This window comes from Emergencia timonensis (assembly GCF_900086585.1).
Lineage (GTDB): Bacteria > Bacillota > Clostridia > Peptostreptococcales > Anaerovoracaceae > Senimuribacter > Senimuribacter timonensis.
Genome location: NZ_FLKM01000009.1, coordinates 375,854 through 400,226, shown reverse-complemented (window position 1 = coordinate 400,226; position 24,373 = coordinate 375,854). Strand labels below are relative to the sequence as shown.

Annotated in this window: 21 protein-coding genes and 2 pseudogenes; 7 read left to right on the top strand and 16 right to left on the bottom strand. The window is 48.9% G+C overall.

Annotated features, from left to right (window positions below):
- Positions 1-60 precede the first annotated feature (60 nt).
- The 5 genes from BN6539_RS12785 to BN6539_RS12765 all read left to right on the top strand — a co-directional run bounded on the left by BN6539_RS12785 (position 61) and on the right by BN6539_RS12765 (position 4,353).
- Positions 61-903, top strand: a complete 843-nt coding sequence (locus BN6539_RS12785) for a MerR family transcriptional regulator (RefSeq protein WP_067539180.1) — start codon at positions 61-63, stop codon at positions 901-903.
- Positions 878-1,543: a response regulator transcription factor gene (locus tag BN6539_RS12780; RefSeq protein WP_067539177.1), complete on the top strand. Its 666-nt coding sequence runs from the start codon at positions 878-880 to the stop codon at positions 1,541-1,543. The genes BN6539_RS12785 and BN6539_RS12780 overlap by 26 nt, the downstream gene beginning before the upstream one ends.
- 92 nt (positions 1,544-1,635) lie before the next feature.
- Positions 1,636-2,550 carry an ABC transporter ATP-binding protein gene (locus BN6539_RS12775; RefSeq protein ID WP_067539174.1) on the top strand — a complete coding sequence of 305 codons (915 nt, stop codon included), beginning with the start codon at positions 1,636-1,638 and terminating at the stop codon, positions 2,548-2,550.
- On the top strand, positions 2,543-3,385 hold the full coding sequence (locus BN6539_RS12770; protein WP_067539171.1) for an ABC transporter permease subunit: 843 nt from the start codon (positions 2,543-2,545) through the stop codon (positions 3,383-3,385). The genes BN6539_RS12775 and BN6539_RS12770 overlap by 8 nt, the downstream gene beginning before the upstream one ends.
- Positions 3,386-3,468: 83 nt before the next feature.
- Positions 3,469-4,353 (top strand): sensor histidine kinase, encoded by an 885-nt coding sequence (locus BN6539_RS12765; RefSeq protein WP_067539168.1) that lies wholly within the window; start codon positions 3,469-3,471, stop codon positions 4,351-4,353.
- A 22-nt stretch (positions 4,354-4,375) separates the two neighbouring features.
- Here BN6539_RS12765 and BN6539_RS12760 read toward each other — a convergent pair whose 3' ends face one another.
- The 9 genes from BN6539_RS12760 to BN6539_RS12720 all read right to left on the bottom strand — a co-directional run bounded on the left by BN6539_RS12760 (position 4,376) and on the right by BN6539_RS12720 (position 14,588).
- Positions 4,376-4,999, bottom strand: a complete 624-nt coding sequence (locus BN6539_RS12760) for an SdpI family protein (RefSeq protein ID WP_197492888.1) — start codon at positions 4,997-4,999, stop codon at positions 4,376-4,378.
- Entirely contained in the window at positions 4,986-5,267 is a 282-nt protein-coding gene (locus tag BN6539_RS12755) for an autorepressor SdpR family transcription factor (protein WP_067539165.1), read from the bottom strand. Before BN6539_RS12755 ends, BN6539_RS12760 begins: the two co-directional genes overlap by 14 nt.
- Positions 5,268-5,390: 123 nt before the next feature.
- Positions 5,391-6,257: a fibronectin type III domain-containing protein gene (locus BN6539_RS12750; protein ID WP_067539162.1), complete on the bottom strand. Its 867-nt coding sequence runs from the start codon at positions 6,255-6,257 to the stop codon at positions 5,391-5,393.
- Between the two features lie 90 nt (positions 6,258-6,347).
- Positions 6,348-7,277: a thiamine pyrophosphate-dependent enzyme gene (locus BN6539_RS12745; RefSeq protein WP_067539158.1), complete on the bottom strand. Its 930-nt coding sequence runs from the start codon at positions 7,275-7,277 to the stop codon at positions 6,348-6,350.
- Positions 7,274-8,467 carry a pyruvate ferredoxin oxidoreductase gene (locus tag BN6539_RS12740; protein WP_067539155.1) on the bottom strand — a complete coding sequence of 398 codons (1,194 nt, stop codon included), beginning with the start codon at positions 8,465-8,467 and terminating at the stop codon, positions 7,274-7,276. The genes BN6539_RS12745 and BN6539_RS12740 overlap by 4 nt, the downstream gene beginning before the upstream one ends.
- Before the next feature lies 1 nt (position 8,468).
- Positions 8,469-8,771 carry a 4Fe-4S binding protein gene (locus tag BN6539_RS12735; RefSeq protein WP_067539152.1) on the bottom strand — a complete coding sequence of 101 codons (303 nt, stop codon included), beginning with the start codon at positions 8,769-8,771 and terminating at the stop codon, positions 8,469-8,471.
- A gap of 12 nt (positions 8,772-8,783) precedes the next feature.
- Positions 8,784-9,371, bottom strand: a complete 588-nt coding sequence (locus BN6539_RS12730; protein WP_067539149.1) for a 2-oxoacid:acceptor oxidoreductase family protein — start codon at positions 9,369-9,371, stop codon at positions 8,784-8,786.
- A 572-nt stretch (positions 9,372-9,943) separates the two neighbouring features.
- On the bottom strand, positions 9,944-12,937 hold the full coding sequence (locus BN6539_RS12725; protein ID WP_067539145.1) for a LamG domain-containing protein: 2,994 nt from the start codon (positions 12,935-12,937) through the stop codon (positions 9,944-9,946).
- The gene (locus BN6539_RS12720; RefSeq protein ID WP_067539143.1) at positions 12,906-14,588 is read right to left on the bottom strand and encodes a Hint domain-containing protein; all 1,683 of its coding nucleotides are present in this window, start codon (positions 14,586-14,588) and stop codon (positions 12,906-12,908) included. Before BN6539_RS12720 ends, BN6539_RS12725 begins: the two co-directional genes overlap by 32 nt.
- A 187-nt stretch (positions 14,589-14,775) precedes the next feature.
- On the opposite strand from BN6539_RS12720, the gene BN6539_RS12715 reads away from it, so the two are divergent.
- Both BN6539_RS12715 and BN6539_RS12710 read left to right on the top strand, forming a co-directional pair.
- On the top strand, positions 14,776-15,336 hold the full coding sequence (locus BN6539_RS12715) for a YdeI/OmpD-associated family protein (RefSeq protein ID WP_067539141.1): 561 nt from the start codon (positions 14,776-14,778) through the stop codon (positions 15,334-15,336).
- Between the two features lie 20 nt (positions 15,337-15,356).
- Positions 15,357-15,812: a DUF4624 family lipoprotein gene (locus tag BN6539_RS12710; RefSeq protein ID WP_082907509.1), complete on the top strand. Its 456-nt coding sequence runs from the start codon at positions 15,357-15,359 to the stop codon at positions 15,810-15,812.
- A 100-nt stretch (positions 15,813-15,912) separates the two neighbouring features.
- Here BN6539_RS12710 and BN6539_RS12705 read toward each other — a convergent pair whose 3' ends face one another.
- The 7 genes and pseudogenes from BN6539_RS12705 to mtbB all read right to left on the bottom strand — a co-directional run bounded on the left by BN6539_RS12705 (position 15,913) and on the right by mtbB (position 24,103).
- Positions 15,913-16,491, bottom strand: a complete 579-nt coding sequence (locus tag BN6539_RS12705; protein ID WP_067539139.1) for an NAD(P)H-dependent oxidoreductase — start codon at positions 16,489-16,491, stop codon at positions 15,913-15,915.
- A 3-nt stretch (positions 16,492-16,494) separates the two neighbouring features.
- Entirely contained in the window at positions 16,495-16,956 is a 462-nt protein-coding gene (locus BN6539_RS12700) for a GNAT family N-acetyltransferase (RefSeq protein WP_067539134.1), read from the bottom strand.
- Between the two features lie 17 nt (positions 16,957-16,973).
- Positions 16,974-17,192 carry a YdbC family protein gene (locus BN6539_RS12695; protein ID WP_067539130.1) on the bottom strand — a complete coding sequence of 73 codons (219 nt, stop codon included), beginning with the start codon at positions 17,190-17,192 and terminating at the stop codon, positions 16,974-16,976.
- Between the two features lie 130 nt (positions 17,193-17,322).
- Positions 17,323-19,128, bottom strand: coding sequence for an ABC-F family ATP-binding cassette domain-containing protein (locus BN6539_RS12690; RefSeq protein WP_067539127.1), 1,806 nt, complete (start codon positions 19,126-19,128; stop codon positions 17,323-17,325).
- A gap of 738 nt (positions 19,129-19,866) precedes the next feature.
- Entirely contained in the window at positions 19,867-21,249 is a 1,383-nt protein-coding gene (locus BN6539_RS12685) for a trimethylamine methyltransferase family protein (RefSeq protein ID WP_067539124.1), read from the bottom strand.
- Positions 21,240-22,694 (bottom strand): annotated as a pseudogene (gene mttB / locus BN6539_RS12675) ([trimethylamine--corrinoid protein] Co-methyltransferase). Before mttB ends, BN6539_RS12685 begins: the two are co-directional and overlap by 10 nt.
- Positions 22,691-24,103: pseudogene (mtbB, locus tag BN6539_RS12665) on the bottom strand ([dimethylamine--corrinoid protein] Co-methyltransferase). The pseudogenes mttB and mtbB overlap by 4 nt, the downstream one beginning before the upstream one ends.
- Between the last annotated feature and the right edge of the window lie 270 nt (positions 24,104-24,373).

Sequence of the window (24,373 nt, the reverse complement as noted above, 5' to 3'; positions counted from 1 at the left end):
TCTTTACTACCAGTATAAACCTTGGTATAATACTAATGTAAAGGAGTTTTTTGAAAAATTATGAAAGAATATTATAAAATCGGAGAAATATCCAAATTATACAGTATTGGGACAGACTCTCTCAGATACTATGAGGAAATTGGCATTTTAAAGCCAAAGCGAGACGACAACGGTTACAGAATGTACAGCATCAACGATATCAGAACTTTAAATATTTTGCGGGAATTACGGTCGATTGGGTTTTCCATGGCGGAGATCAAAGAGCATTTAGCTGATTTTAACCTCAAAAAAACCCTTGCTATGTTCCAAAAGGAAATTGATGCAATCGATCAAAAGTTAAAAGAACTACAATCGTTAAAAGCGCAGCTCTCTGGCAGAATTGAAGAAGTGGAAAGCCACGTACAGGCAATACACGACTTTAATCAGCCGCAGATACAGCATCTGCAGCAACGGAAAGTTCTAAAACTTTCAGAGAATGTTTACCGCGACGCAGATTTGGACTTTATCATCAAAAAACTGCAGAAGGAAAACGAGGACCAGTTATACATCATCGGCAATGGGGATATCGGCGCTACGATCCCCTTAGATTATGTAAAAAACGGCGGCTACGGCAATTTCAATTCTGTCTTCTGTATCGTGGATGATAAGGAAGATTTTGACGCGGTGATTCCGGCCGGCAGTTACTTATGCTCTACCATCAAAGGCAGCTATACTCACATGCCGTCAGCCTGGAACGCTTTATTTACCGAGCTATCCACCCGCGGTCTGACTGCTGACAGCGATCCGATGGAGCTTTACATCATTGACAATCATGATACCAGTGATGAATCCGAATACATCACTCAACTGCAGATTAAAATAAGGACAGGTGTTTCTAATGAAGAAAATAGCGATCATCGATGACGACCAACATATCGGCGACATGCTTTCAGAACTCTTAATTCGAGAAGGATATCAAGTGCAGCGCGCCTACTCTGGCACAGAAGCTCTGCTGCTTCTATCAGATACAAAGCCTGATTTGATTTTGCTCGATCTGATGCTGCCTGGTCTCAGCGGAGAGGAGGTGCTTCAAAAGATTAACGATATTCCCGTCATCGTTATCAGCGCCAAGGTGGACACCGAGGACAAGGTGAATCTTCTGCTGGGCGGCGCCGCCGATTATATCACCAAACCCTTTGACACCAAAGAACTGCTGGCCCGCATCACTGTTCAGCTGCGGAATAGTGGGAATCCCATCGCTTCTGCAATCCTGCAATACGGTCAGCTGTCTCTGGATCTGAATCGCCGCCAAGTCACCGCCGGAGAACAGGTTGTCCGTCTGACGAAGACAGAGTATGCTATCTTGAAGCTCCTCATGCAGAATCCAACGCAAGTCATCACGAAAAATCAAATGCTGGACCGCATCAGTGAAGATACACCAGATTGTGTGGAAAGCTCTCTAAAAGTCCACATCAGCAATTTACGCAGAAAACTCCGCCAGTGTACTGGTAAAAACTATATCGAAGCAGTATGGGGTATCGGTTTTCAGTTACAGGATAAATAAATCTTTACAATTTCTTAACCAAGGCCTTAACCGCTTTCTTAACTTTTGCTTGTTAGAATCTCGGTATTAAATCAAAAGTGAGGTATGAAAATATGGACTATGTTTTACAGACAAACAATTTGACAAAGCAGTACCGGGATTTCAAAGCAGTTGACAACCTGCAGATGCAGATCAAAAAAGGGGCGATTTATGGCCTTGTCGGCAGAAACGGCGCCGGCAAGACGACGCTGATCCGCCTGCTTTGCGGACTGCAGAATCCCACCAATGGCACTTATACCCTTTATGGCCGGGAAAACACTTCACCTGGAATCATCGAAGTTCGTAAACGCATGGGCGCAGTGGTAGAGTCTCCGTCTATCTATCAAGAACTCAGCGCAGAAGACAACATCAGGATGCAGTACCGCGTTCTGGGCATGCCATCCTTTGATGGCGTCAATGAATTGCTTTCCCTGGTGGGACTGGAAAGTGCAGGCAAGAAGAAAGCCAAAAACTTCTCTCTCGGCATGCGGCAGCGCCTGGGTATAGCTATCGCTCTGGCTGGCGATCCGGATTTTTTGATTCTCGACGAGCCAGCAAACGGTCTCGATCCCCAAGGCATCATCGAAATACGAGAGTTGATTTTGAAACTGAATCGTCAATACCAAATCACTGTTTTGATGTCCAGTCACATTCTCGACGAACTTTCAAAGCTAGCCACTCATTACGGATTTGTCGACAGCGGCCGCATGATCAAAGAAATCAGCGCTGAGGATTTAGAAAAAGCCTGCAGAAAATGTATGTTACTGACGGTGACAGACACCAAAATCCTGGCCCGCGTTCTCGATCGGCTGCAGCTTCAATACACCATTCTTTCTGATGAGCAGGCCAACGTCTTTGGTGAAGCCAATATTACAGAACTGACTTTGGCTCTCGCAAAAGAAGGCTGCAAAATCAACGCGGTTCACGAAAGAGATGAAAGTCTGGAAAGCTACTATGTGGCTTTGATCGGAGGTGGACGCTGTGAATAAGTTGTTGATAGCAAATATCAGCCGGATGAAAAAGGATATGGTATGCAAGATTTCACTGCTTTTTACTGTTTTATATGCGATATTGACTATCGTAGCTGGCTGGCGCAGCATGGAGATAAACGATGTGCAGATCCCCATAGATTCGCTTTTCCTCAATAGTTTCGGCGTATCTGGTTTCGTAGCGTTACCCGGCATCGTCATGGCCGCTTTTTGTTCGATGTTCATCGGCACAGAATTCAGCGACGGCACCATGCGCAACAAGCTGATCGTCGGTCACAGGCGGAGAGAAATCTACTTCACTAATTTCCTGACCTGCGCCCTCAGCGGTATCTTTTTTAATCTGGTGTATCTGGCTCTGGTTTCTCTCATCGGAATCCCGCTTTTCGGTGGATTCCAGTTGGAAACTGGCACGTTGCTGCTCCTAATGACAGACGGTATGCTGGCGATCATTGCCTATGCCGCAATTTTTAATATGCTGACTATGATACTGCAGAACAAAACCATATGCGTATGTCTCGCGCTCATCACCGTCATGGCCTCCATGTTTCTCTGTTTCTACCTGATGAAACGACTGGAAGGTCCTCCCATGGTAGAAGTGTATCAGATGGTTAATGGACAGACGACTACAGAAACTGTACCTAACAAGCAGTACGTTGCAGGCAGCATGAGAAAGATATTTCAATTTATCATTGATTTTCTGCCTTCAGGGCAATCTCTACAGCTTTCTGGTCAGTCAGCTATCCACTTAAAGCTGATGCCTCTGTACTCCGCTGTCATCATTCTTGTCACAAATGCCTTTGGGATGTTTTTATTCGGACGAAAAGACATCCGATAAATACATGTACCTATTCATCAAAAACGAACTAGTCCGAAATAGGACTACTTCGTTTTTGATTATAATATATATAAGGAGTTTCCATGGTATCTGTTCTCATTCTGCTGAGTTTGGCGCTCGGCATCACAACTCTGACTCTGACAGTCAAAATCTACCTGATGAAGAAGTCTGCGAAAGAAATCTGCAGGCAGCTTGGCTTTGTTTTAGCAGAGGAAACGAATACATTAATCTGTATCTCCAGCAGCGACCCTTCCATGAAGCGGCTGGCAGCAGAAATCAATCAGGAGCTTCGCTTGCTTCGAAAGGAACGCCGCCGGTATCTGCACGGCGACAGAGAGTTGAAGGAAGCGGTTACCAATATCTCTCATGATCTGCGCACGCCGTTGACCGCAATCTGCGGTTATCTGGATATGCTGGAAGAGGAAGAAAAATCCGAGAATGCCTGTCGTTATCTGGCCCAGATTCAAAACCGCACGGAGGTTTTGAAGCAGCTGACAGAGGAACTTTTTCGCTATTCTGTCGTAGTCTCTACCAAAGAAGATCTCAAGCCGGAAACAGTGGCAGTTGACGCTATTCTGGCCGACAGCATTGCCGCCAGCTACAATGCACTGACAGACAGGGGCATTACCCCTGTCATTACACTGCCTGAAAAAAAGGTGCTGCGACACTTAGATGCCAGCGCTCTTTCGCGTATCTTCGCCAACCTGATCAGTAATGCTGTAAAATACAGCGAAGGCGATCTCACAGTCACCATGAGTGACACCTGTGAAATCGCCTTTACAAATACAGCCGCGAATCTCTCGCCTGTGACTGCCGCCCGCCTCTTTGACCGCTTTTTTACCGTTGAAACTGGTCGGAAAAGCACCGGCCTTGGTCTTGCAATCGCAAAAGTCCTGACGGAAGAAATGGGTGGTTCCATCGATGCTGAATATCACAATCAAAAGCTGACCATCAAACTCCGCTTTTGATGTGTTTATGATTTCCCCTTTTTCAGATACAACAGGAACGAGTAGAGCGCCGGCAGGCAGACCATGACCGCCAGAACAAGGAAAAACCAAAGCCCTGTCCGGATCGCAGGAACGGTCTTACCAGAACGAAAATCCCCGCTGCAATCCACAGCGCCCCTGCCAGGCGGTGCGTCTTGTTCCAGTTATCCACATCAGCCAGAGTCCACGGAAGCTTGATACCAATCGTATAATTCTGCCTGCTCTTTGGAAGATAGTTCCCGCTGACTACGAACACAATGCCGACAATCATGGTGACAACCGTCGAAATCGGAATGTCCTTTCCCATGCCAATCAAAAGAGTAACCGGCACAACGATCACGCTGAGCACTGGTACCAGCCAGAAGCTGAGCAGACGCATTGCAGCTGACTGGTTGCTTTTTTTCGGATCGTGAAGAATGGTAACCATCCCAATCAGGTGAATCGCCAGCAAAAGCAGGGGCATCCCGAAAGCTGCAACCCACTTGGCCGCATAGTTATCGGGGTTTCCTGCGTCATCCCAGTGGATCGCGATTTGATCCGGCAGCTTGCTGTATACCGCGAAAGAGATGACCAGCGGCAGCAGGCATATCAAGGATGAGATGATCAGTGTTTTTTTATAGTCCTTCATTATCGTCGCCTCCCTTGAACTGTGAAAACCACAGCATCAGTTCTTCAAACACTGTCGTATTCAGTTCATAATAAATGTAATTCTTTTCTTTTGTCTCAAATATCAGGCCCGCATTCTTTAGCTGGCTCAAATGATGGGATATTGTGGCACCCGTCATATCAAAATTCTCAGCTATCTCGCCCGCAGGCATCCTGCCGTTCTTCAGCATCATCAAAATATCCCGCCGTACTGGATTCGACAACGCCTTAAACGTTTCCGGAAGTCCCACGAAGACCACCCCCCTCAAAAATCTATTTAGAAAATTTTCTAAATAGATAATAGCACGGCGGCACACAAAAAGCAACACCTATTTAGATTTTTTTCTAAATAAGTGTTGCCCATTGCTTCCTATTTAATTGTCCAAATCCACAGAATCCAAGGCCTTCTGCAAATACTCGTCCAAGGTCATCAGTTTCTGTCCATCAGGATATTGTATAGCCATGTAGAAGAATTGACCTCTATAGGTCAGTCCAATGGCAAAGCCTTCTCCGCCATCTTTGTAATTGATGACAGTCGGCGCTTCCTCTCCCTTGATGCCGGAAATCGTACCTTGCAGTTCTTTGTTCAGTTCATAGGTGATCTTCACAGCTTCGCCCTTTAAAAGAGGGTAAGGATAATTCAGATACTCGGTATCGACGCCCCCTGTGTTGAGATTCTCATATTTGACAGCCTTCAAAAGAATCCCGTCCTTGCTCCAATCGTTCAGGTCGTTAAAAATGAGCGGAGCCGCCGCAAGCTGGATTTCCTTTTTGCTCTTGTTGGTGACGGTGACGGTCAGACTGCCGTCAGCGTTTAATTTCTCAGGGAAATCAATAGTGTACTGCGGTACACACTGTTTCATCTTTACGGAAGCGATGTTGCTGAACTTGCTGCTGAGAACCTTCTTGCCATATACGGTGTCCACCGCTTTAATTTTGAAATAGTAAGTGTTTCCCAGTTTCAGATTCTTGGCGGTATAAGACGTCTTTTTCCCTCTCTTGATCGTTTTTACAAGGGTATATTTACCTGTCTTGCTAGTCGCTTTATAGACTTTATACCCTTCTGATCCGTTGACATAATTCCAGTCAAGTTCTGCGCTGGTATTGGACATCTGATATACTTCCAGCCCCGTCACCGCTTTGACCGTCTTGGATGCGCCAAAAGCCATTGCCGGTATCATGCTGATGACCAAGGCCAGCGCTGCAATCACGGCGATGGAACGATTTCTATATTTCGTCATGTTCTTTCCCTTCCTTCTATCTCGATATGTTTCTTCTATTATAGCGGATATGGCGAAAAAACACTACTTAAGAATTCTTAAGAAAGAAGGCTATTCACATCTGTTTTTTAGTTTCTCCCACTGATCATCGACATACTTCTGGGCATCTTCGATCATCCATTCGTTGCCCTTTGCAAACATGTGCTTGAATCTGCCCTGCTTTTCCAGGAAACGCTCCACAGGCAGCTTCTTTGCCGGCTCATAGTTGAGTCTCCAAACGCCGTCTTCGATCTCGTAGAGCGGCCATACGCAGGTATCCACCGCCAATTTGCAGATTTCAGCCAGATCCTCCATCTCGTAACGCCAGCCGCGGGGGCATGGTGAGAGCACGTTGAGGAAGCAAGGTCCTTCTGTATAAATCGCCTTGTGAGATTTGGTATGTAAATCCCGGAAATCACCTAAAAAGGTGGTCTGGGCAGCATAAGGGATATTGTGTGCCGCCATGATTTCCGTCAGATTCTTTTTGTTCTGCACTTTGCCGTAAGATTCTCTGCCCACAGGCGTCGTCGTCGCATCGGCAAACCTGGGCGTCGCGGAAGAACGCTGGATACCTGTGTTCATGTATGCCTCATTGTCGTAGCAGACGTAGACCATGTCGTGACCCCGCTCCATGGCGCCTGACAGGGACTGGAATCCGATATCGTAGGTGCCGCCGTCTCCCCCGAAGCAGATGAACTTGTAAGTCTCGTCGATCTTGCCCTTCTTCTTCAATACTTTATAGGCTGTCTCCACGCCGCCAGTCATGGCCGCCGCATTTTCAAAGGCGCTGTGGATGTAGCTGTCCTCATAGGCTGTATATGGATAAATAAAAGTCGAAACCTCCAGACAACTGGTGGCATTGGAAACCACAGCCTTGTCGCCCTCGTCCAAAGCGCGGAGCACGCCGCTTACTGCAATGCCTGCTCCACAGCCTGCACAGAGTCTGTGACCCGGCGCCAGTCTCTCCTTCTTTTCTAATTCTGTTTTCAAACTGTAGCTCATGACTTCTGCTCCTCCAAATCTCTGACTCCGATATGCCTGTAAACTTCACCGGTCTTGCCGGTTTCTATCATCTTGAACAGTTCACTGTAGATTTCGCCAAAGGTATCCACTGTCACGTCTCTGCCACCGAGGCCGTAGACGTAATTCACCATCATGGGCCGCTCATCAGCATCGTACAGCGCTGATCTGGTTTCCGCAAAGACAGGACCGCCAGAAGCGGAAAAGCCCTCGCTCTTGTCCATGACAGCCACGGCTTTGACCTTTGACAGCGCCACAGCCAATTCTTCCATCGGGAATGGCCGGAAGACGCGCAGTTTAATCAGCCCCACTTTCTTTCCTTCTTCGCGCAAGGCGTCCACTGCGTCTTTGCCGGTACCTGCGGATGAGCCGATGACCACCACCGCAGCCTCCGCGTCGTCCATCCGGTATTCCTCAAAGAGTCCGTACTTTCTGCCGGAAACCTTCTCGTATTCTGCTGCAACCTCCAGGACTCTCGCTTTTGCCGCTTTCATGGCTTCGGCCTGGGCCTTTTTGACCTCCATGTAATAAGGGGAAATGCCGTAAGGACCGACGGCCAGAGGGTTTTCTTTCTTCAAAAGATAGTTTTCCGGTGCATACTCCCCGACGAAATCCTTCACCTTTTCGTCTTCCATCAGTTCGATGTTCTCCACAGCATGGCTGGTGATAAAGCCGTCCTGGCAGATCATGATGGGCAGCCTGCAGTGCTCTGCGATGGGCATCGCCTGTATGTAATTATCATATACTTCCTGATTGTTCTCTGCGTAGATCTGGATCCAGCCGCTGTCTCTGCAGCCCATGGAGTCAGAATGGTCGTTGTTGATGTTGATCGGTCCAGTCAAAGCTCTGTTGACTACCGCCATGGTGACAGGCAGTCTGCTGGATGCCGCTACATAGAGAAGCTCCCACATCAGAGCCAGTCCTGCTGAGGAAGTCGCTGTGATGGCGCGAGCTCCCGCGGCCGATGCGCCGATACAGGTGGACATGGCAGAGTGCTCCGATTCCACCGCGACAAACTCTGTCTCCACCTCTCCGTCAGCGATATACTTCGAAAAATACTGCGGAATCTCCGTGGAAGGCGTGATGGGAAAAGCCCCCATGACATCCGGATTGATCTGCTTCATCGCGTAAGCGACCGCTTCGTTGCCGCTCATTCTGTCTTTGATTGCCATTTTACTTCTCCTCCTTTTCCATGGTGATCGCGTCAAACGGACATACTTTGGCGCAGATGCCGCATCCTTTGCAGTGGAAAAAATCTGTCTCCAGGCGCTTGCCGTTTACGACAGGTATGGAAATGTCAGGGCAGAATGGGACGCACAGCATGCAGTGCTTGCACTTTGCCTCGTCAAAGACTGGCGTCAGAACCCGCCATTCACCGGTATTTACTAATTTTGACGTGCCCGGCTCATAAATCTCCGCTCCCGGAGTCAGCTCCTGCCATGCACTCTGTTCATTTATGTTCTTTGCCTCTATCATCGGGATATCTCCTTAACCAACTTTTACTTCTTCCATGGACATTTTCAAAGCTTCCATATTGCCCTGAATCACGTTTGGTTTTGACGCAAACTTGTGTCTGAAAGAGCTTTCCATATCTTGCAAAAACTTATCGTTCTCTACGACCTTGCTGACTTTGACCGCTGCCGCCAGCATCGGCGTATTCGGGAAGTTCTTCCCCAGGGTTGCAATGGATATTTTCTCCGCATCAACAGTGCAGACTCTTCCCTTGTAGCCGCCGAGATGTTTTCTCAGCTCTGCCGGTTCTTTGCTGCTGTTGATGATGATGGCGCCCTCTTCCGAAAGCCCCGCCGTCACATCGACGGAGTGAAGCAGCGTCTCATCCACCACGACGACGTAGTCGGGGTTGTAGATATTAGAGTGGACCCTGTTCTGTCCGTCAGAAATTCTGTTGTACGCCGTAATCGGTGCACCCATTCTCTCCGGGCCATACTCCGGAAAGCCCTGCACCTGTTTGCCCGAGCTGAAGCATACGTCAGCCAGCAGCAGACATGCTGTCTTTGCGCCCTGGCCCCCTCTGCCGTGCCATCTGATTTCTACTGTGTTGCTGTCCTTACACATCTTGTTTCCTCCTTTGGATCTGCTACGAAGTCTTGCCGTTCCGCACGCTGCCGCTAGCGGGGCGAGAACCATAAAAAACGTGGAAATGATGGAATCAAAGATTCCTATTTCCACATGTCGCCCGCAAGGGGCGACGCTTCGTAAGGTACGTTCTTTGAAACATACGGAAATACGTCCTTTGGACGATATTTCCTATGTTATAATAAAACTCCGTCCTGTATCAGGACGGAGATAAAATATCTGCGCTAAACCACCTGCTACAAAACATACCATCATATGTTCTTCCGATTACGGGGAAGGCCCGTCAGCGCTTACTCAGCCAATTGCGGCTTTTCGGCCCTGCAACTCGGGAGTGATCTTCAATAAACGTCTACCTTCGGCGCCGGGCTCTCACCATCCCCGGTTCGCTCCTGCCTTTTCGGCGTGAATCTACTGTCTCCGTCAAAGTCTTTGGTTTCTATTCAACTTTGCTTATGCAAGTATCTTACTACCAGCAGAAGTGGTTGTCAATATTTTTTTGTTTCAAATTACAAATATTTTTTCATTTATTTGTTTTCATTTCTAATTGCATCCTACGGCGCTATGATGCCATACGGCACGCAGAGCATGTTTCGCTGCTCTACGGCGGCAGTGCCCTGCCGGAAGACTTTGCCGCGGTAGGTGTCCGTTTCTCCAGCCTGCACCAGAGGCGTCGCAAAGTTGCTTCGAAATGCCAGATTTGCCAGAGTTTCTCCACCCGCCGTCCGGCAGCAGGCATCATAATATGCGTTGTGTAAAAGGCCTGTCACGCTGACCTGCGGCGGCACTTTTACGATGGCATGGTAACGAAACTGAAAAGCCTGTGCCGCAACCGCACCGGCTCCTTTGATGGCGTTGGTCTGCAGCGCTGCCGCCGGATTTCCTGAGGTGATGATGCAGACGGTAGAAAAAACACCGTGGAGCGAGAAATTGTAGCTGAGCATGCAGGCATAAACATTGCAATTGGCTTCTGTCTTACCTCTGAATGGATTTTTTTGATACAGGCTAATGTCCCGTAGCATGGCATTTTGATCGAAAAGATTCAGATAACCTCGTAACGTGTAGGGCGCTGCATTTTCCTTTACATCACAAACCGTCACAAAAGGATGTGCGTTGGGATTATACTTAAACGCTGCGCAGTTGTAGACCTGGTCCGTATAGGTCTTCATGTCCGCTGCAGTGACCTGTTCCAGTTCCGCATATTCACGAGGCTGCAGCGTAGTCAGTTTTTCAGAGAACATCCGCAGCAATTCCAGCGGCACGCTGTTGTCTTTGTGTTCCTGATCCAGATAAACCGGATCTGTCGGCGTAGTCGGAAGGAAGTAGATGCAGGCCTTGGTGTTGGCCAGGGTGTTGGTGCTGCCGTTAATCGTATAATTCCACCACAGTTCCAGATCCTGATAGGATAGGTCACTGCACGCACAGCTGCCCTTTGTCACGGTGAACTCACCCTCATATTCAACCCCGGCTGAAAGCCCCTTTGCCGAATACTCCAGCTTTTGGAAAACTGCGCTGCTGTCTGTGGCAAAGGCCCAGATAGAAACATGATACGGCGGAGTCGGCTTCTTGGACTTATCCGTAAGGATGAATTTCACCTTTACTTTTACGTTCTGTATCTTGTCTGCGATGTAAACGGCTTCTGCCCCATCTCTCCTGGCATTGGTCCACTCCGGCGGGGATACGCTGCCATCACAAGTACGGCAGCGAACTGCGCTGGCCGTGAAATCATCAGGACTGTGCTGGAAGGACATGCTGGTAATAGATAGGGTGATCTCGCTGTCATCGTCGTCGTGGTCCGGTTTGTCCTTTCGCCTGTCCTTCATCTTCTCCGCGGCTTTACTTAAAATCCAGGTGAATAAGGTAATCAGTGACAAAAGCGTCAGGACGTCTTTCCCTGCCTCTGTCAGGCCGCCAGCCGCAGCGCCAGTCAGCGCCATACCTGCTCCAGCAGCAGCGCCGCCTGCAGCACCGGTCTTTTTGCCAACAAACCTTCCCATTTTGATCACATTGATCATCTTACGCTGCGGGGCGTCTGCAAGACACTTGGCAAAAATCTGTTCCGACAAGGTAAGTGCGGTAAACGCTGGGGCAAAGCTCTGCAGCAGTTCGCTGTCTTCAGCAATGGAGCAGATGACCGCCTGCTTCTGATTTTCTGTAAGTGTCGGTGTCAGATTTGCAGAGGCTTCGTAGTAGCTGACCAGTCCATCCCAGATGGACTCCGCCTTCCATTTTCTCATATCCGATACCGTCGGCTGCGTCCGATTACTGCGGTAGTCGTACCCTGTCTGCGGCAGGCTGTCCAGGGTCCGCTGTGCCAGCACCACGTCATCCTCGTCCAGATGAATCTGGCGGCAGGTCGTCAGCTCGGCAGGCTCCGGTGCAAAGGAAAATAACGCAATCAAACCGTCCTCAAAGATATAAGGATGATTTTCCAGAAAGCTTTCCGCATCGGCCTGTCCCAGCTTCTTGTCGAATACAGCTGCCGTAAACAGATATTGTTCACAGGTGAAGTCCATTTCAGGGTGCGCCGAGTCAAACCCGTTCCCCAAACGGAATCCTCCTCTTTGCTGTCTCTTCGCAAAGGAATGCGACGACGTCACCTGCGTGCCGTTAAAGAATGCCGTTACCTGGCCTGCGCCATAGGTGATCAAAACGTCTACCCACTGAAAGACGTCGTGAGCCGATCCCAGGCACATACTGACTGAACCCAGCTGTAGGTTGAACTGCACCTTATTTCCATCCTCCCGCAAAAAGAGAATTACAGAATCTGCATCTTCTAAATCACCGTTGGAAAAGATCACCTGGTTCTGTTTCTGCGAAGGTCTGAGATACATTTTGACATAGACAGAAAATTCACCGCTCTCAAATCCTCCCGGATTGATATCGCCTCCAGGGTTGACCGATGCGAACTTTCCCTTTGACGGCAGATAGACGGGAACCAGGTTCATGACCCCGCAGGAACCGTGGGGAGACGCCGTGGCGCCGTGATTACTGATATCAGGCATGTCTTCCTTTGAAAAGTCGATAAAGGCCAGCAGGCTGTTCATAGACGCACTGTCATAAACCGTTTCAAATACGTAATTCTTGTATTGCTCCGCCGTGAGAGCCGCGTTGTAACAGCGGAAGCTGCGCATATATCCGTGGAAACCATAACCCAGCCTGATCGGGCAGTTCTGTATCAGCGTCGCACCGCTGCAGGCAATTTCACCCGCCGGAAACCCATTCAGCGCAAAGGAGACCTTGCTGCCGTTATAGCTTAACAGCAGATTGATCCATTGCTTCTTCCTCGGCAAAGGCCCCAGCGGCCGCACCGCCTTCTGCCCCGCCGCAGGATGATAGAAATAGAACATTTCGTTCTCGATGCCGATGCGAATCCCGTTCTCCTGGCTGATGATATCACTGCTGCCCCCTACTATGTAAATCCACACATCCAAAGTATATTGGCCCGCAGCCAGGCTGGCAATGTCTACACTCACATAGTTGCCTAAGGACTCTTTGTTGCTGATGCTCAGCGCATTACAGGCTTCTTTCACCATATTCTCTTTCATGGCGTTCTCCTTTCTCTTCCGCAAGGGATGCGACCAGCTCGTTCAGTTCCTCCTGGAACGGTGCGAGTTTCCTGTTCTTCTCTTCCTTGGCTGCCGCCTCAGCCTCTTTCATCGCTCTGTTCTGCGCCTTGAAGTCGCCGGCAAAGAAGCCGTCTGCGATCAAAAGTGCTTCATCCGCAAGCAGCAGGCTGTAGACCGTATCGTGATATTCCACCAGATGAAGTTCTTCAATGGTGTCCCTGCCGTATTCCATTTCCAGGATGCTGCCCCATGTGAGATCCTTCGCCATTTTCATCCCCTCTGTGGTCAGCAGGGGGTGATTTTCTGTCAGACGGATTTCATTTCCCCTGGCGGTCCTGATCAAAAACAGCCTCTCCTCAGGCCCCTGAATGAGATCTTCTACTTTACAGCTCCCGCCACGCGTTCTGACCTGCTCGCCCGGCCTGACCTCACAGACCATTTTTCTGCTGCCGCCTGCCATGGTGATGTACGTATCCTTTGCGAAACAGCCCCACAGGATATCGATCTTTGGAATCTTTGCATAGGACGGATCCTCGTGATCAAGATTATTGCTCTGGATGGTCAGAGGCACGCTGATTCCACTGTCTGTCATGATGTGCATGCGACAGTAAAACGTCAGCTGCGATGCGCCGGTCAGTGCTTTCTTTGCGATGGTGGTTTTCCAGTCTGTCGGAAACTCCCATGATAACGTCCGCCCGCTGACACTCAGGCTGACGGCGCTCATCTGAGACAGATTAAAGTTTGCAACTCCATTTTTCTCATTTTCTATATAGAAGTAAAATTCCTTGTTGCGGTCGATAAACGGCGGCGTTTTAGGCGCAAATCCTTTACTAAAGGTGACGCTGCCCTTAAAAGGCATATGGATATTGATCTTCTCCGATGTCGTCGCCACGTTTTCGTAGTAGTAGTCCCAAAGTGAATCGTCCAGGACACCCTTCCGGTTATAGTAGATAGTGGTCTTCTGCCCTCCTGTATGGCGAACCGGCACAGGCGCCTCCACGGTCATGGACTCAACCAGAGTGCTGGCGCCGATGACTTTGAGGACATCAGACACGTCGGTTTTGCTCCTCAGCAAAATCCTCCCCTCTTCGTCCTGTTCCGTCCAGTAAAAGGTAGACGCAGCGAGAAAGCGGCGCTCCTGTTCTTTGATCAGGCATGCCGCCGGCACTTTGATGCCTCCGGCCAGATAGGATGAATCGTTATCATTGACAGCAAAACCGTCCACGCTTTTTTTGCTGGCCACGTCTGAGACGTCGCCGATGATGACGATGGACGGATTTTCCCGCGTCAGATCCATACAGGAGGTGCTCTCCAGCGTCGTTCGCGGATGAAAGTTCAGTGTACGGATATTCATTGCGTCGGTCAGCCCTGTGCCATCAGTTTCAGAGCCTTTCGATCCGCAGCCTCCGTCTGGGCATCCGCCTTTTTCTGCCATTTTCAGATCCTGGCAGCGCGTTTCCTGCAGCATCTGGTAGATCTGATGATACTTTTTCTTCAGTAACCCCTCTCCTCCCAGACGCCAGGTCACGTAATCGTAATCCAGACTGCTGGCTAAATTGTGCCTGATGGTTCCAGACCTCTTCTGATTCGCAGAAGTAATCTTCTGCGCCATTTGATAATACTGCTCCACGGTATCCCTCCTCACCATAATTTACAGATAATTATTAATTTTCTTTCATTATATCACTATCTTTTCTATATTTCTAGTTGGCAAGAGGGTTTGACAAACCTGCAGCCAGCCATTAAAATGAAAGCAAAAGAAAGAGTGAGACGGCTTGGACAAGTTAACATGCTGAGTAATCGAAACGGAGGTTTCTATGAACGAAATATTAGAGTTTACAAATAGAGGAGACTTTAGGAAATGGCTGAGCGAAAATTGTCAATCCGACGCTGGCGTCTGGCTTCTATTTGGCAAAGCAGGCGGGCCGAAAACCATCAAGGCAAAAGAGGCTCTGGAAGAAGCCCTCTGTTTTGGTTGGATTGACGGCCAGATGCAAAGCCTCGACGATAAGACCTACAAGAAATATTTTTCTCAGCGCAGAGAAAACAGCAAGTGGTCAGAGAAAAATAAAGGAATCGTCAAGCAGTTGGAGCAGCAGGGAATTATGACGGACTACGGCAGAAGCAAGATAGAAGAAGCCAAGAAAAACGGTCAGTGGGATGCACCCAAGGTTCCGACGATTACAGAGGAACAAATTGCCTCTCTGGCTGCTATCTTAAAAGATTTTGAGCCTGCTTATACCAACTTCCAAGGGATGTCTCCGTCAGTAAAAAAGACCTACACGCGGGCATACTTTGACGCAAAGACAGATGCCGGCAGGCAAAAACGCCTGGCCTGGATGGTCGACCGCCTCAATCAGAACCTGAAGCCGATGTAAAGATATATGGAGGTAACTTTTTGAAAAAGATAACAGTTCTATTTATCTCGCTTATCATCATGGCGAGTTTGACAGCCTGCGCAAATGCTGACAATCCTGCACCTGACATAGCAGATGAAGATAAATTAACCCTAAAAATGGAATTTGATAAAAACTATGATGATGCAGCCCCCTTTGTAAATGAAAAATTGTTTACTGTATCCGAAGATATGGAGACTTTAATCGCTGAAGGAACGTTGAATTTGAACGGCGAAAGCGTGATTTTGGAAGTAAAAAACAACAAGACAAAGACAATCTTATGGAGCAGCACATGGGACAAAGAGGTGCAGTCAGACACCTTTTCCATTTCACTGAAGAAGGTAAAAAGCGATGAGGAATATGTCGTATGTCTCACAGGGAAAAAAATAAACCATGCTGCGGTAGAAATTACTTTTGACAGTAACTTGGTACAGGAAAGAGAGAAGCCTTTACAATAAATTCGATTTCCCAAAATAAAATAGAACGGCGCAAAGCAGTGTATTCTCACCGCTTTGCGCCGTTTTGGCCAGTCACCTGTCTTGGTGCAATAGCCCTTTTTTAAAATCTCTGTTTTACCTCTTCGATGGCTTTTTCCATGATCTTCTCTGCATCAAAGCCTTCGATATCTAAAGCTTCTGCTTTGATCAGCTCCGTCTCCGGAATACCGAACATATCTGCCACACCGCACATATAGTCGTAGCCGAAATTCTTATCACCGATAAAACCGCCGGCCGTGGTGATGTACACCAGGGACTTGCCCTCGCAGAGTCCGACAAAGCCAGTGTTCGTCGCTTTGAAGGTCAGATCCGCCACCATGATGTTCTCCACGTACACTTTCAAGATGGACGCAAAGGACAGATCCCAATACGGCGTCCCCACTACGATGTAATCCGCCTCTTGGAACTGCTTGGCAAAATCGAACATCGGATGATTCCAGTCTTTGCGTTCTACATATTTGTCACGCTCAATAATCCGTTCCTTGGTCAGCGGTTCCACTTTTCCCTTTCGCAGCACCACGGTTTCCAGTGTCACTTCCGGGTTCTTCTTCAAGAACTGGTCTATGTATGTCGTGCACAGTCTCTTTGTTCTTGACGCATGGGTACTGATACATGCATCGATAAATAAAAGCTTTTCCATTTTTCAAATTCTCCTCTTTTCATAATGATATGTCATAAATTCCGGATGACAGCTGACGTTCAGCTGATCACAGGTTTTGCAGTTAAAAATGTCCGGCGCTTCCTCCGGGGTTAAATAAGTAAATCCGAATTTCTCGAAGAACTTCGGCGCCTTTGCCACCAGATAAATGCGTTCTCCGCCCATTTCAGAAATTCGTTTCAGCGCAGTCTGCATCAGCAGAGTTCCGATGTCGCATCCTCTGAGATCTTCTCTCACGGCGATATCTCCGATGACAAACTCGCCGCCTTTGTGTTCGATAGAGATGCCGCCCAGGAGATGGCCCGCTTCATCTTCTGCCCGCCAGCAGGTGATCATGGCCGGCGGCGCGTCGCCTTCGATATGAATCTCAAATCCTGCTTCTTGAAACAGCGGTGCCAGCTCCATATATCTGCCCGTTTCTATGACTCTTACTTCGCCTGTATTCATGGTACTGCCCCCGCGCTCTATTCTATAGCGCCCAGTAGCGCTTTTAATTCTTTCACTTCTGCAGCGGTCAGGGTAATGCCCTTTCCCATTTTCTCGTGTTCCGGTGCCCAGTCTCGTAGGTCATACTTGGGCTGCGCTCCGTTCCAGCTGACCAGGTTCAGTTCCTTGCGCCAGCCTCTGGCATTCTCCGATAAAACGCCCAATTCCTCTACAATCTCGTATTTAATATCTGCCATCTGTCATTACCTCCAAATATCACTATGATAAAAATTCTGTATTTATATTGTACACTTTTATGGTCAGTTGTAAACTAGTTTCTCCCCTGCCTATAAACCGTCCGACAAGTCCATGATATTATAGCACTCTTTATTTCTTATAACTGGCAATTTTCTCCGCCAGCTCGGACAAATATTCCCAGCGATCCATCTTCTCCATCAGCCGTCCTTCGAGTTCTTCCTTCTCCTCTGTCAGCTTGGCTAACCTCGGAAAGTCGGTGGCATTCTGCAGCATCTCTGTTTCTGTCTCAGAGATACGGTTCTCCAAAGCCGCGATGTCCTCGTCGATGGTCTCGTATTCTCTCTGCTCCTTGTAAGAGAACTTCGGCTTTTGTGGTCGCTGCTGGGTTCTCGTTCGCTCTGCGCCAGCAGACTTTCCTTTGAGCCGCTGCGCCTGCTTTTCCTGCGCCTGCTCTTCCCGCCGTTTGATTTCATAGTCGCTGTAGCCGCCGTTATATTCTTTCATATGCCCCTGGCCTTGAAAGGCAAAGGTTTTTCTCGTCACTCTATCCAAGAAATACCGATCGTGGGAGCAGACAATGACCGCCCCGCTGAAATCGTCCAAATAGTCTTCCAAAATGGTCAGGGTTTCGATGTCCAAATCGTTGGTCGGCTCGTCCAAAATCAACACATTTGGCGCCGTCATAAGGATACTGAGAAGGTATAGTCTCCGCTTTTCACCTCCCGACAATCTGCCGATTTCCACCGAATGCATTTGCGGCGGAAATAAAAAACGTTCCAACATCTGTGAGGCAGAAAAACTGCCCTCCGATGTCTTGATATTGTCAGAGATATCCGCAATGTATTTAATGACCCTTGAGGTTTCATCAAGAGCCTGATTTTCCTGTGAGAAGTATCCGATATTCACAGTATCGCCTATTACAACCTGCCCGCTGTCAGGTTTTATCCGTCCCATAATCGTATTTAATAAAGTGGACTTACCGCAGCCATTAGGACCGATGATGCCGATCCGATCGTTTCGCAGCAACGTATAGCTGAAATCAGAGAACAAAACCTTCTCGCCATAGGCCTTGCTGAGGGAATCGATTTCTATGATCTTCTTCCCAAGACGACTGGATATGGTATTCAGTTCCAGAGAAGTCTCATCAACTACCAGTTTGTTATCTTCAAGCTCCTGAAATCGCTGTATCCTTCCCTTTGCCTTGGTTGTCCTGGCCTGCGCGCCGCGCCTGATCCAGGCCAGCTCTTTTTTGTAGATAGCCTGCCGCTTTCTTTCGCTGGCCAGCTGCATTTCTTTACGAGCCCCTTTGGTCTCCAAATAATAGTCGTAGTTACCGTCATAGCTGTACAATTTGCCGCCGTCTATTTCGGCGATACGGCCTGTTACTCTGTCCAGGAAATAGCGGTCGTGAGTAATCATAAAAATAGCCCCGCGGTAGCCGATCAAAAATTCTTCTAGCCAAATTATGATATCGTTATCCATATGGTTGGTCGGCTCGTCCAAGATTAGAAGGTTGCTTTCTGCCGTCAGTACGGCTGCCATAGCGACCCGCTTTCTCTGCCCGCCAGAAAGTTCTCCCATCTTCTGGTCAAAATCAGCGATGCCCAGTTTTGTCAGCATTGACTGGCACTGATAGAATTCAAAATGAGGGCTGATGGTTTCCAGATATCTGACAGCCTGATCCATGACGCTCAAGTTCTCGTCAAAATCCGGGTTTTGCGGCAGATAAGCGCTGCGCAGTTCCTTTCCCTTAGTTATGACACCGCCTTCCGGCTCTATCGCTCCAGCGATGATTTTCAGCAGGGTGGATTTTCCGCTGCCGTTGACGCCAATCAGCCCGATCTTGTCATCATCGTTAATGGTCAGGTCGATGCTGGTGAGCAGCGGTTTTTCGGTATAACTTTTCTTTATTTTTTCAGCTGTCAGTAAAATCATAAATTGATTTATCTCCTTGTTTAGAATACTTGTCTGTTTCTCTTGATCCGTTAAAACGGTACTAATTTACGGATTACAGGTTCTACGCTGTCTTTAAGCACAGTTATAAAGGTCAATTCTATCACTGCAGTTTATAAGTATACCAAAACCTGCGTTCTTTTTCAATGTTTCCTTTCGGCCAGGTACAGAGAATATGATCGTGGAAATACCGTTCCAGATTTCAAGACCGACGCTTCTGGGCAGAAAGTGAAAGATTCCCTCAGTTACCGCAAAATGAGGCCGCCGAATAGGTATTGCGCTTTCCCTTCCATTCGCCGATCACGTTCTAAGTGTGTCAGTCCATAAAGGTCATAAATTTACTGGCTGGCAGACTCTGCAAGAAGAATGATATTTATTGCTAGGGGAGGGGGGTATATGTCGTCTCCTTTTACAATAAGGTTATGCTTTTTGTGCCATCTTAACAAGTTTAGCGTAACAGTTTTTTAAGACAATCACCTTTGACGACCAAAAATGCCCTCTTTCCGCATAAAAATAACCGGCAGAATACGTCTCCGGTTATTTTTTCTTGAGTTGACAGTCGCATTTCTTTTAGAATTCTTTCAAAAAATAACTTTCATGTCAGGATACCCCCTGGTAAACTGTCTTAGCATCGATTCTGTTACGCAAGATCATGAAAAACCGATCAAAAAGTACAACCTCATTGTAAAGGTTCTCTGCTGGACTTCCTTTAGCGCTATCTCATATCCCGCCATCTGCCCTCTGGCAGATTTCATCAATCTTCGCCTGCACCGCTTCAGGCAGGGCATCGACCAGGGGGCCTTCGAGGATCTGCCGCACCCGCCGGTTTGCAATCTCGATGCTGTCCCGCTTCTCATAAGTTGTCGCCCGCAGTTTTGGTGGAAACATCTTCGAGTAATAGAGTTCATCGGGATTGCGGAAATTCTTTATGGAAGACTTGTGTGCCAGGAAAGTTCCGCCCGGACCCTCTGCTTTGATATCCTCAGTCAAATCTGTATCCTCGCCGATACGAATGCCTTTAGAAATCCGCAGGCATCGCTTGGCGATTTCATCCTCAGTCAGAATCATTTCTAAGCTGACTGCCATGCCATTATCCGTCGTACCGATCCCGTCGATCAAATCGGCTCTGCCCAGATAAGCGGGCATGGTCTCAAAGCTGCCTCCGCCGGTGACTGCACAAGGCAGGCCGTAGAACCTGGCCATCTCTGTACCGCCTAGGCTGACCAGTGCCGCTTCTCCGCTTTTGACGTACTCGCCGGTGATCGGATCTGCCGCCCCGGATGCCACCCCGTAGATCAGCGGCCAGCCCGGCTTGATGGTTTCGAAAAGTACGACGGCAGACAGCACTTCTGCATTGATCTGACAGATGGTTGAGAAGATAGAGGCTGGCGAAGTCATGCCAATCATCGGCATAGGATAGATGTTAATCGGAACATCGTAATCCACCAGCTCCAGATAAGCGTCCAACATGTTCTTGTCCTGGGTCAGCGGTGATACAGGGCAGTAGAGCACGGAAGCAATTTTACGCGCTCTGATTTTCTCATCGCTGCCGAGAATCGCCCGTAAGATCTCAATGGCAAACTTTGACTCATAGGGACTTGCGAGTTCAAACTGTACGTGTTTTGATGTTCCCTCTATAATGGCTGCCATCTCATGGAGACAATGGGTTTTTTCTGGTACGTCGCCAGCGCTGCAGCCAGTCCAGCAGGCGGCGCCGGTCTCCGCATGCTGAAAAATCCTGCCCACGTTGACCACGTCCGCTTTCGTAGATTCCCGCCGCTGCCCGGTATAGGGATCGTAGATGTTGGTAGTGATACCGCTCATCAGATGGCGGCTTTCCTTTGACGGCAGTGGGTAGTCGTAATGCGGGTTTCGCCCGCCCAGAACAAATTGCTTTGGCGCGGCAGCAAGAGCCCTCTGCACCATCTCTTCCGTAAAATAGACGATTCTGCGTTTCTCATCGATGGAAGCCCCCGCCTCTTTTAAGGCAAAGAAGGCTTTGTCACTTTTGATCCAGACGCCTGTCTGTGATAAAAGCTCCATGGTTCTCTGGTGAACCAGATGTTTTTCTTCCTCTGTAAATACCTTGATTTCTATCTGCATAGCAAGTCTCCTTCACGCTTTATAATCGCCGCAAGTTCAGCCTGCACGTCCGCTGGCAAAGGCTCTGGCCGATGTTTGGCTAGAATCTCCTTGGCAAGCTCCCTGGCCCGCTGCGGCATATCCTTGGCGCCGTCCTTTTGCCATTTCTCGCGCATCTGCCTGTCGATCAAAGCAGTAGTCGATATCTCATCGCGCATGTGGGCCAGTGTATGTCTCTGACTCAGGTAATTGCCTGCCGGTCCTACGGCTTTAATTACGGAGAGCGCCAGAGCATCTTCGTCTACCATAACTTCTTTTTCCGTTCTCTTGAACATGCGCACAAATTCTGCATCCATGAGGAACTGTTCATAGCTGATGGCCATACCCATGTCGATCATGCCCAGGCCGTAAACCAGATCCACACCGGCCAGCACCGGCATCAGTCCTGTCAGAGTCTTTTCGTGGCCGATCTGCACATCCATCACTTTACTGTCCGCCTATGTGCCTCCCACTTTCGTCACTATATCGTAGTATTTGCCCATCTGCGCTACCATGGCCCCGAACATGCCGTGTTCCGGCGCGCCCACTGGCGACGTCGCTTTCCTCATGTCCATGACAGTTGTCGAACTGCCGTAAATCACCGGGTTGCCTTCGTGAATCAACTGGGTCAATACAATGCCCGCCAAGATTTCCGCATTTGTCACTACAAAAGTGCCTGTCAGTGTGGCAGGTGTCGTTCCGCCTGCCAAGCCCATGGACAGAATGCTGATGGGCAGGCCTGCCTTTGCTGTCTCAATAATGACCTGGGAAGCGCCGTCGTGAATTTCCAAGGGACTATTGGGGCACATGCACAGAGTAAAGAAAGGGCGTTCCTGCAGCTTCTGCAGGCTGCCTGCAATGGCAATGCCCATATCGATAATCGCCTTGGCGTTGTGACCGTTCTCTGCATCGAGAATGGCGTGTTTCGTCGTATTTTTAAAAATAGCTTCCGCCTCGTAAAAGTCCTTCAATGGACCAGGCGCGTCCTGAGCAGCTACCGCCGTGGTAAAGGCGTTGATTTCCGGAATTGCATCGCAGAAGCGGGCAAAATTCTCTAAGTCCTCTGTGTCTGTATCGCGGACTTCTCCCGTTTCGAGATCGAACATCTGCAGCCCCGTGCCAAAACTGGTAAAGGAAACGGTTCCGTCACCGAGAACAAAATCGTCCTTAGGGTGACGGCCGCACATGGTGAAGGTCCCCGGCGTCACCTCGATAGCCCACTCGACCAGTTCTCTCGGAAACTTGACCATGTTGCTTTCCCAATCTACATCACAGCCTGCTTCTTCATAGATTTTTTTCGCCTCTGTTCCAAAGATGCGAACGCCGTACTGTCCCATCAGATCCATAGTAGCGTTGTGAATGGTCACGATGCCCTGGTCTGTCAGCAGGCGGTAGCCGCGGGTCTCTTTACTGAATTGAAAGCTCATTTTTTCACCTCCTGAAGGCCTGCCTTCTCTTTAAATCTTTCTACCGAGTTAATTTTAATTCCCAGCAGTCTGCTGATTCTAAACTTGGCTTCAATCCCTTTGGCGCTCTTGTCAGCCGGCATTGGATAAGCGATATTAAGATCCTCTCTGATATCTCTCATCACAGAACAGTCGGCAAGGTCCGTTGTCTCTACACCTAATTTTTCTGCAACATATTTCTTAGCCTCGGGCAGCCGCATCCCTTTTGTCAGCTGCATACGAAGCACCAGATCTCCGGCGCTGCGAATGCCGCCCATGCATACGGCGATTTCCTGTGTGGCGTCATTGGCAAATGGATCACCCGAGCCTATCTACAATCCGTCTATCCTGGCGATCTCTACCATGGCCTTGGCTGCCTTTGATACCACATCCGTGGGCGGTACATAGGCCATCGGTGTGCCGCCTACACCCATGCCCACATTGACGTGAACCGGAATCTGCGCGACCGCAGAACAGGCTTTGACGAAGGTTACCGCTCTGGCGATGTTCCAGGCAAAGGACTTGTTAGAGTTGGTGTTGACTACCGGACCGAAGATATTAGCGCCCGCTTTTTCCGCCAGCTTCACCTGCTTATGGGGATAAAGCCCTGCCAGCCGAACACCGTCGTACTTGAGGCCGCCGTGCATGCCCATGACGAACTCTCCTGCCATACCGATTTCGATGCCAAAGTCAGGATGTTTTTCTTTGATCTTCTCTATAGCCTTGAGCGCCGCCAGAAAATCCGCATCTCCCGATGCGCCGCTGGTATCGAAGTTCATGCCGTCTGCGCCGGCTGCAATCATGCCCTCCGCAATATACAGCAGATCTTTCACAGCATGGTTCACGGCTTCTTCCTGGGCGGCCTGCGCTTCTTCTACCTTTCCTAAAGGCAGCAATTCCGACCAGTTGTCTACCGGACCATCAGGCTTTGTGTATCTGCCCAGGTCTGGCATGCCGCCGTAGAGAACGGGAATGACGTTCTGCGCCTGGGCGATTTCCATCACCTTGGCCTCGTCGTGCAGAATTGGTTTCACCGTCTTATAACTGTAATCGATATTGCCGATGTCCACCGAATCCAGTCCTAAAATTCTCTCATTGACCAAAGCAGCTGCGGTCCGATCCATAGGCACGTGAGCCTGATAATTCAGCTTAAAGCAGCCGGAATCCGAAGTGGAAACCACCTCCATCCCTCTTTTGACGCCTACCACGTTGCCTTCCATGGTGATAATCTCAAAGAGGCGTGCTTTTTCCTCCTGACTGAGACCGTCAATCTTTCCTCGTTTCATTGCGTCGCTGACGCCCTCTTCTATATCACGGCGAATTTCTTCCGCGGACATGTAGATGCCGCTGCCGTCACCCATCCGTGTAAAATAGCTGGTGTTTTGTTCCATATTATAACCTCCTGTCGATGATTCATATATTATCGCAAATCCTGTGCCAACATGGGCAGCCACCGTAAATCCACAGTTTGCAGTCAATGGTTCTGGAATTATTCTCAATTTTGCGAAATATTTTTATAGCTGATGAAAGGAAATCGCTGTATACTCTTAGAAAATAGGCTTTCTCACCATTTGCGAATCATTCTCATTTTCTCAAGTGCTTTCTGTCGGATGACAGAGGTGCCGGCGTTTTAGACAGAGCAAACTTGCGAAAAGTTTCAT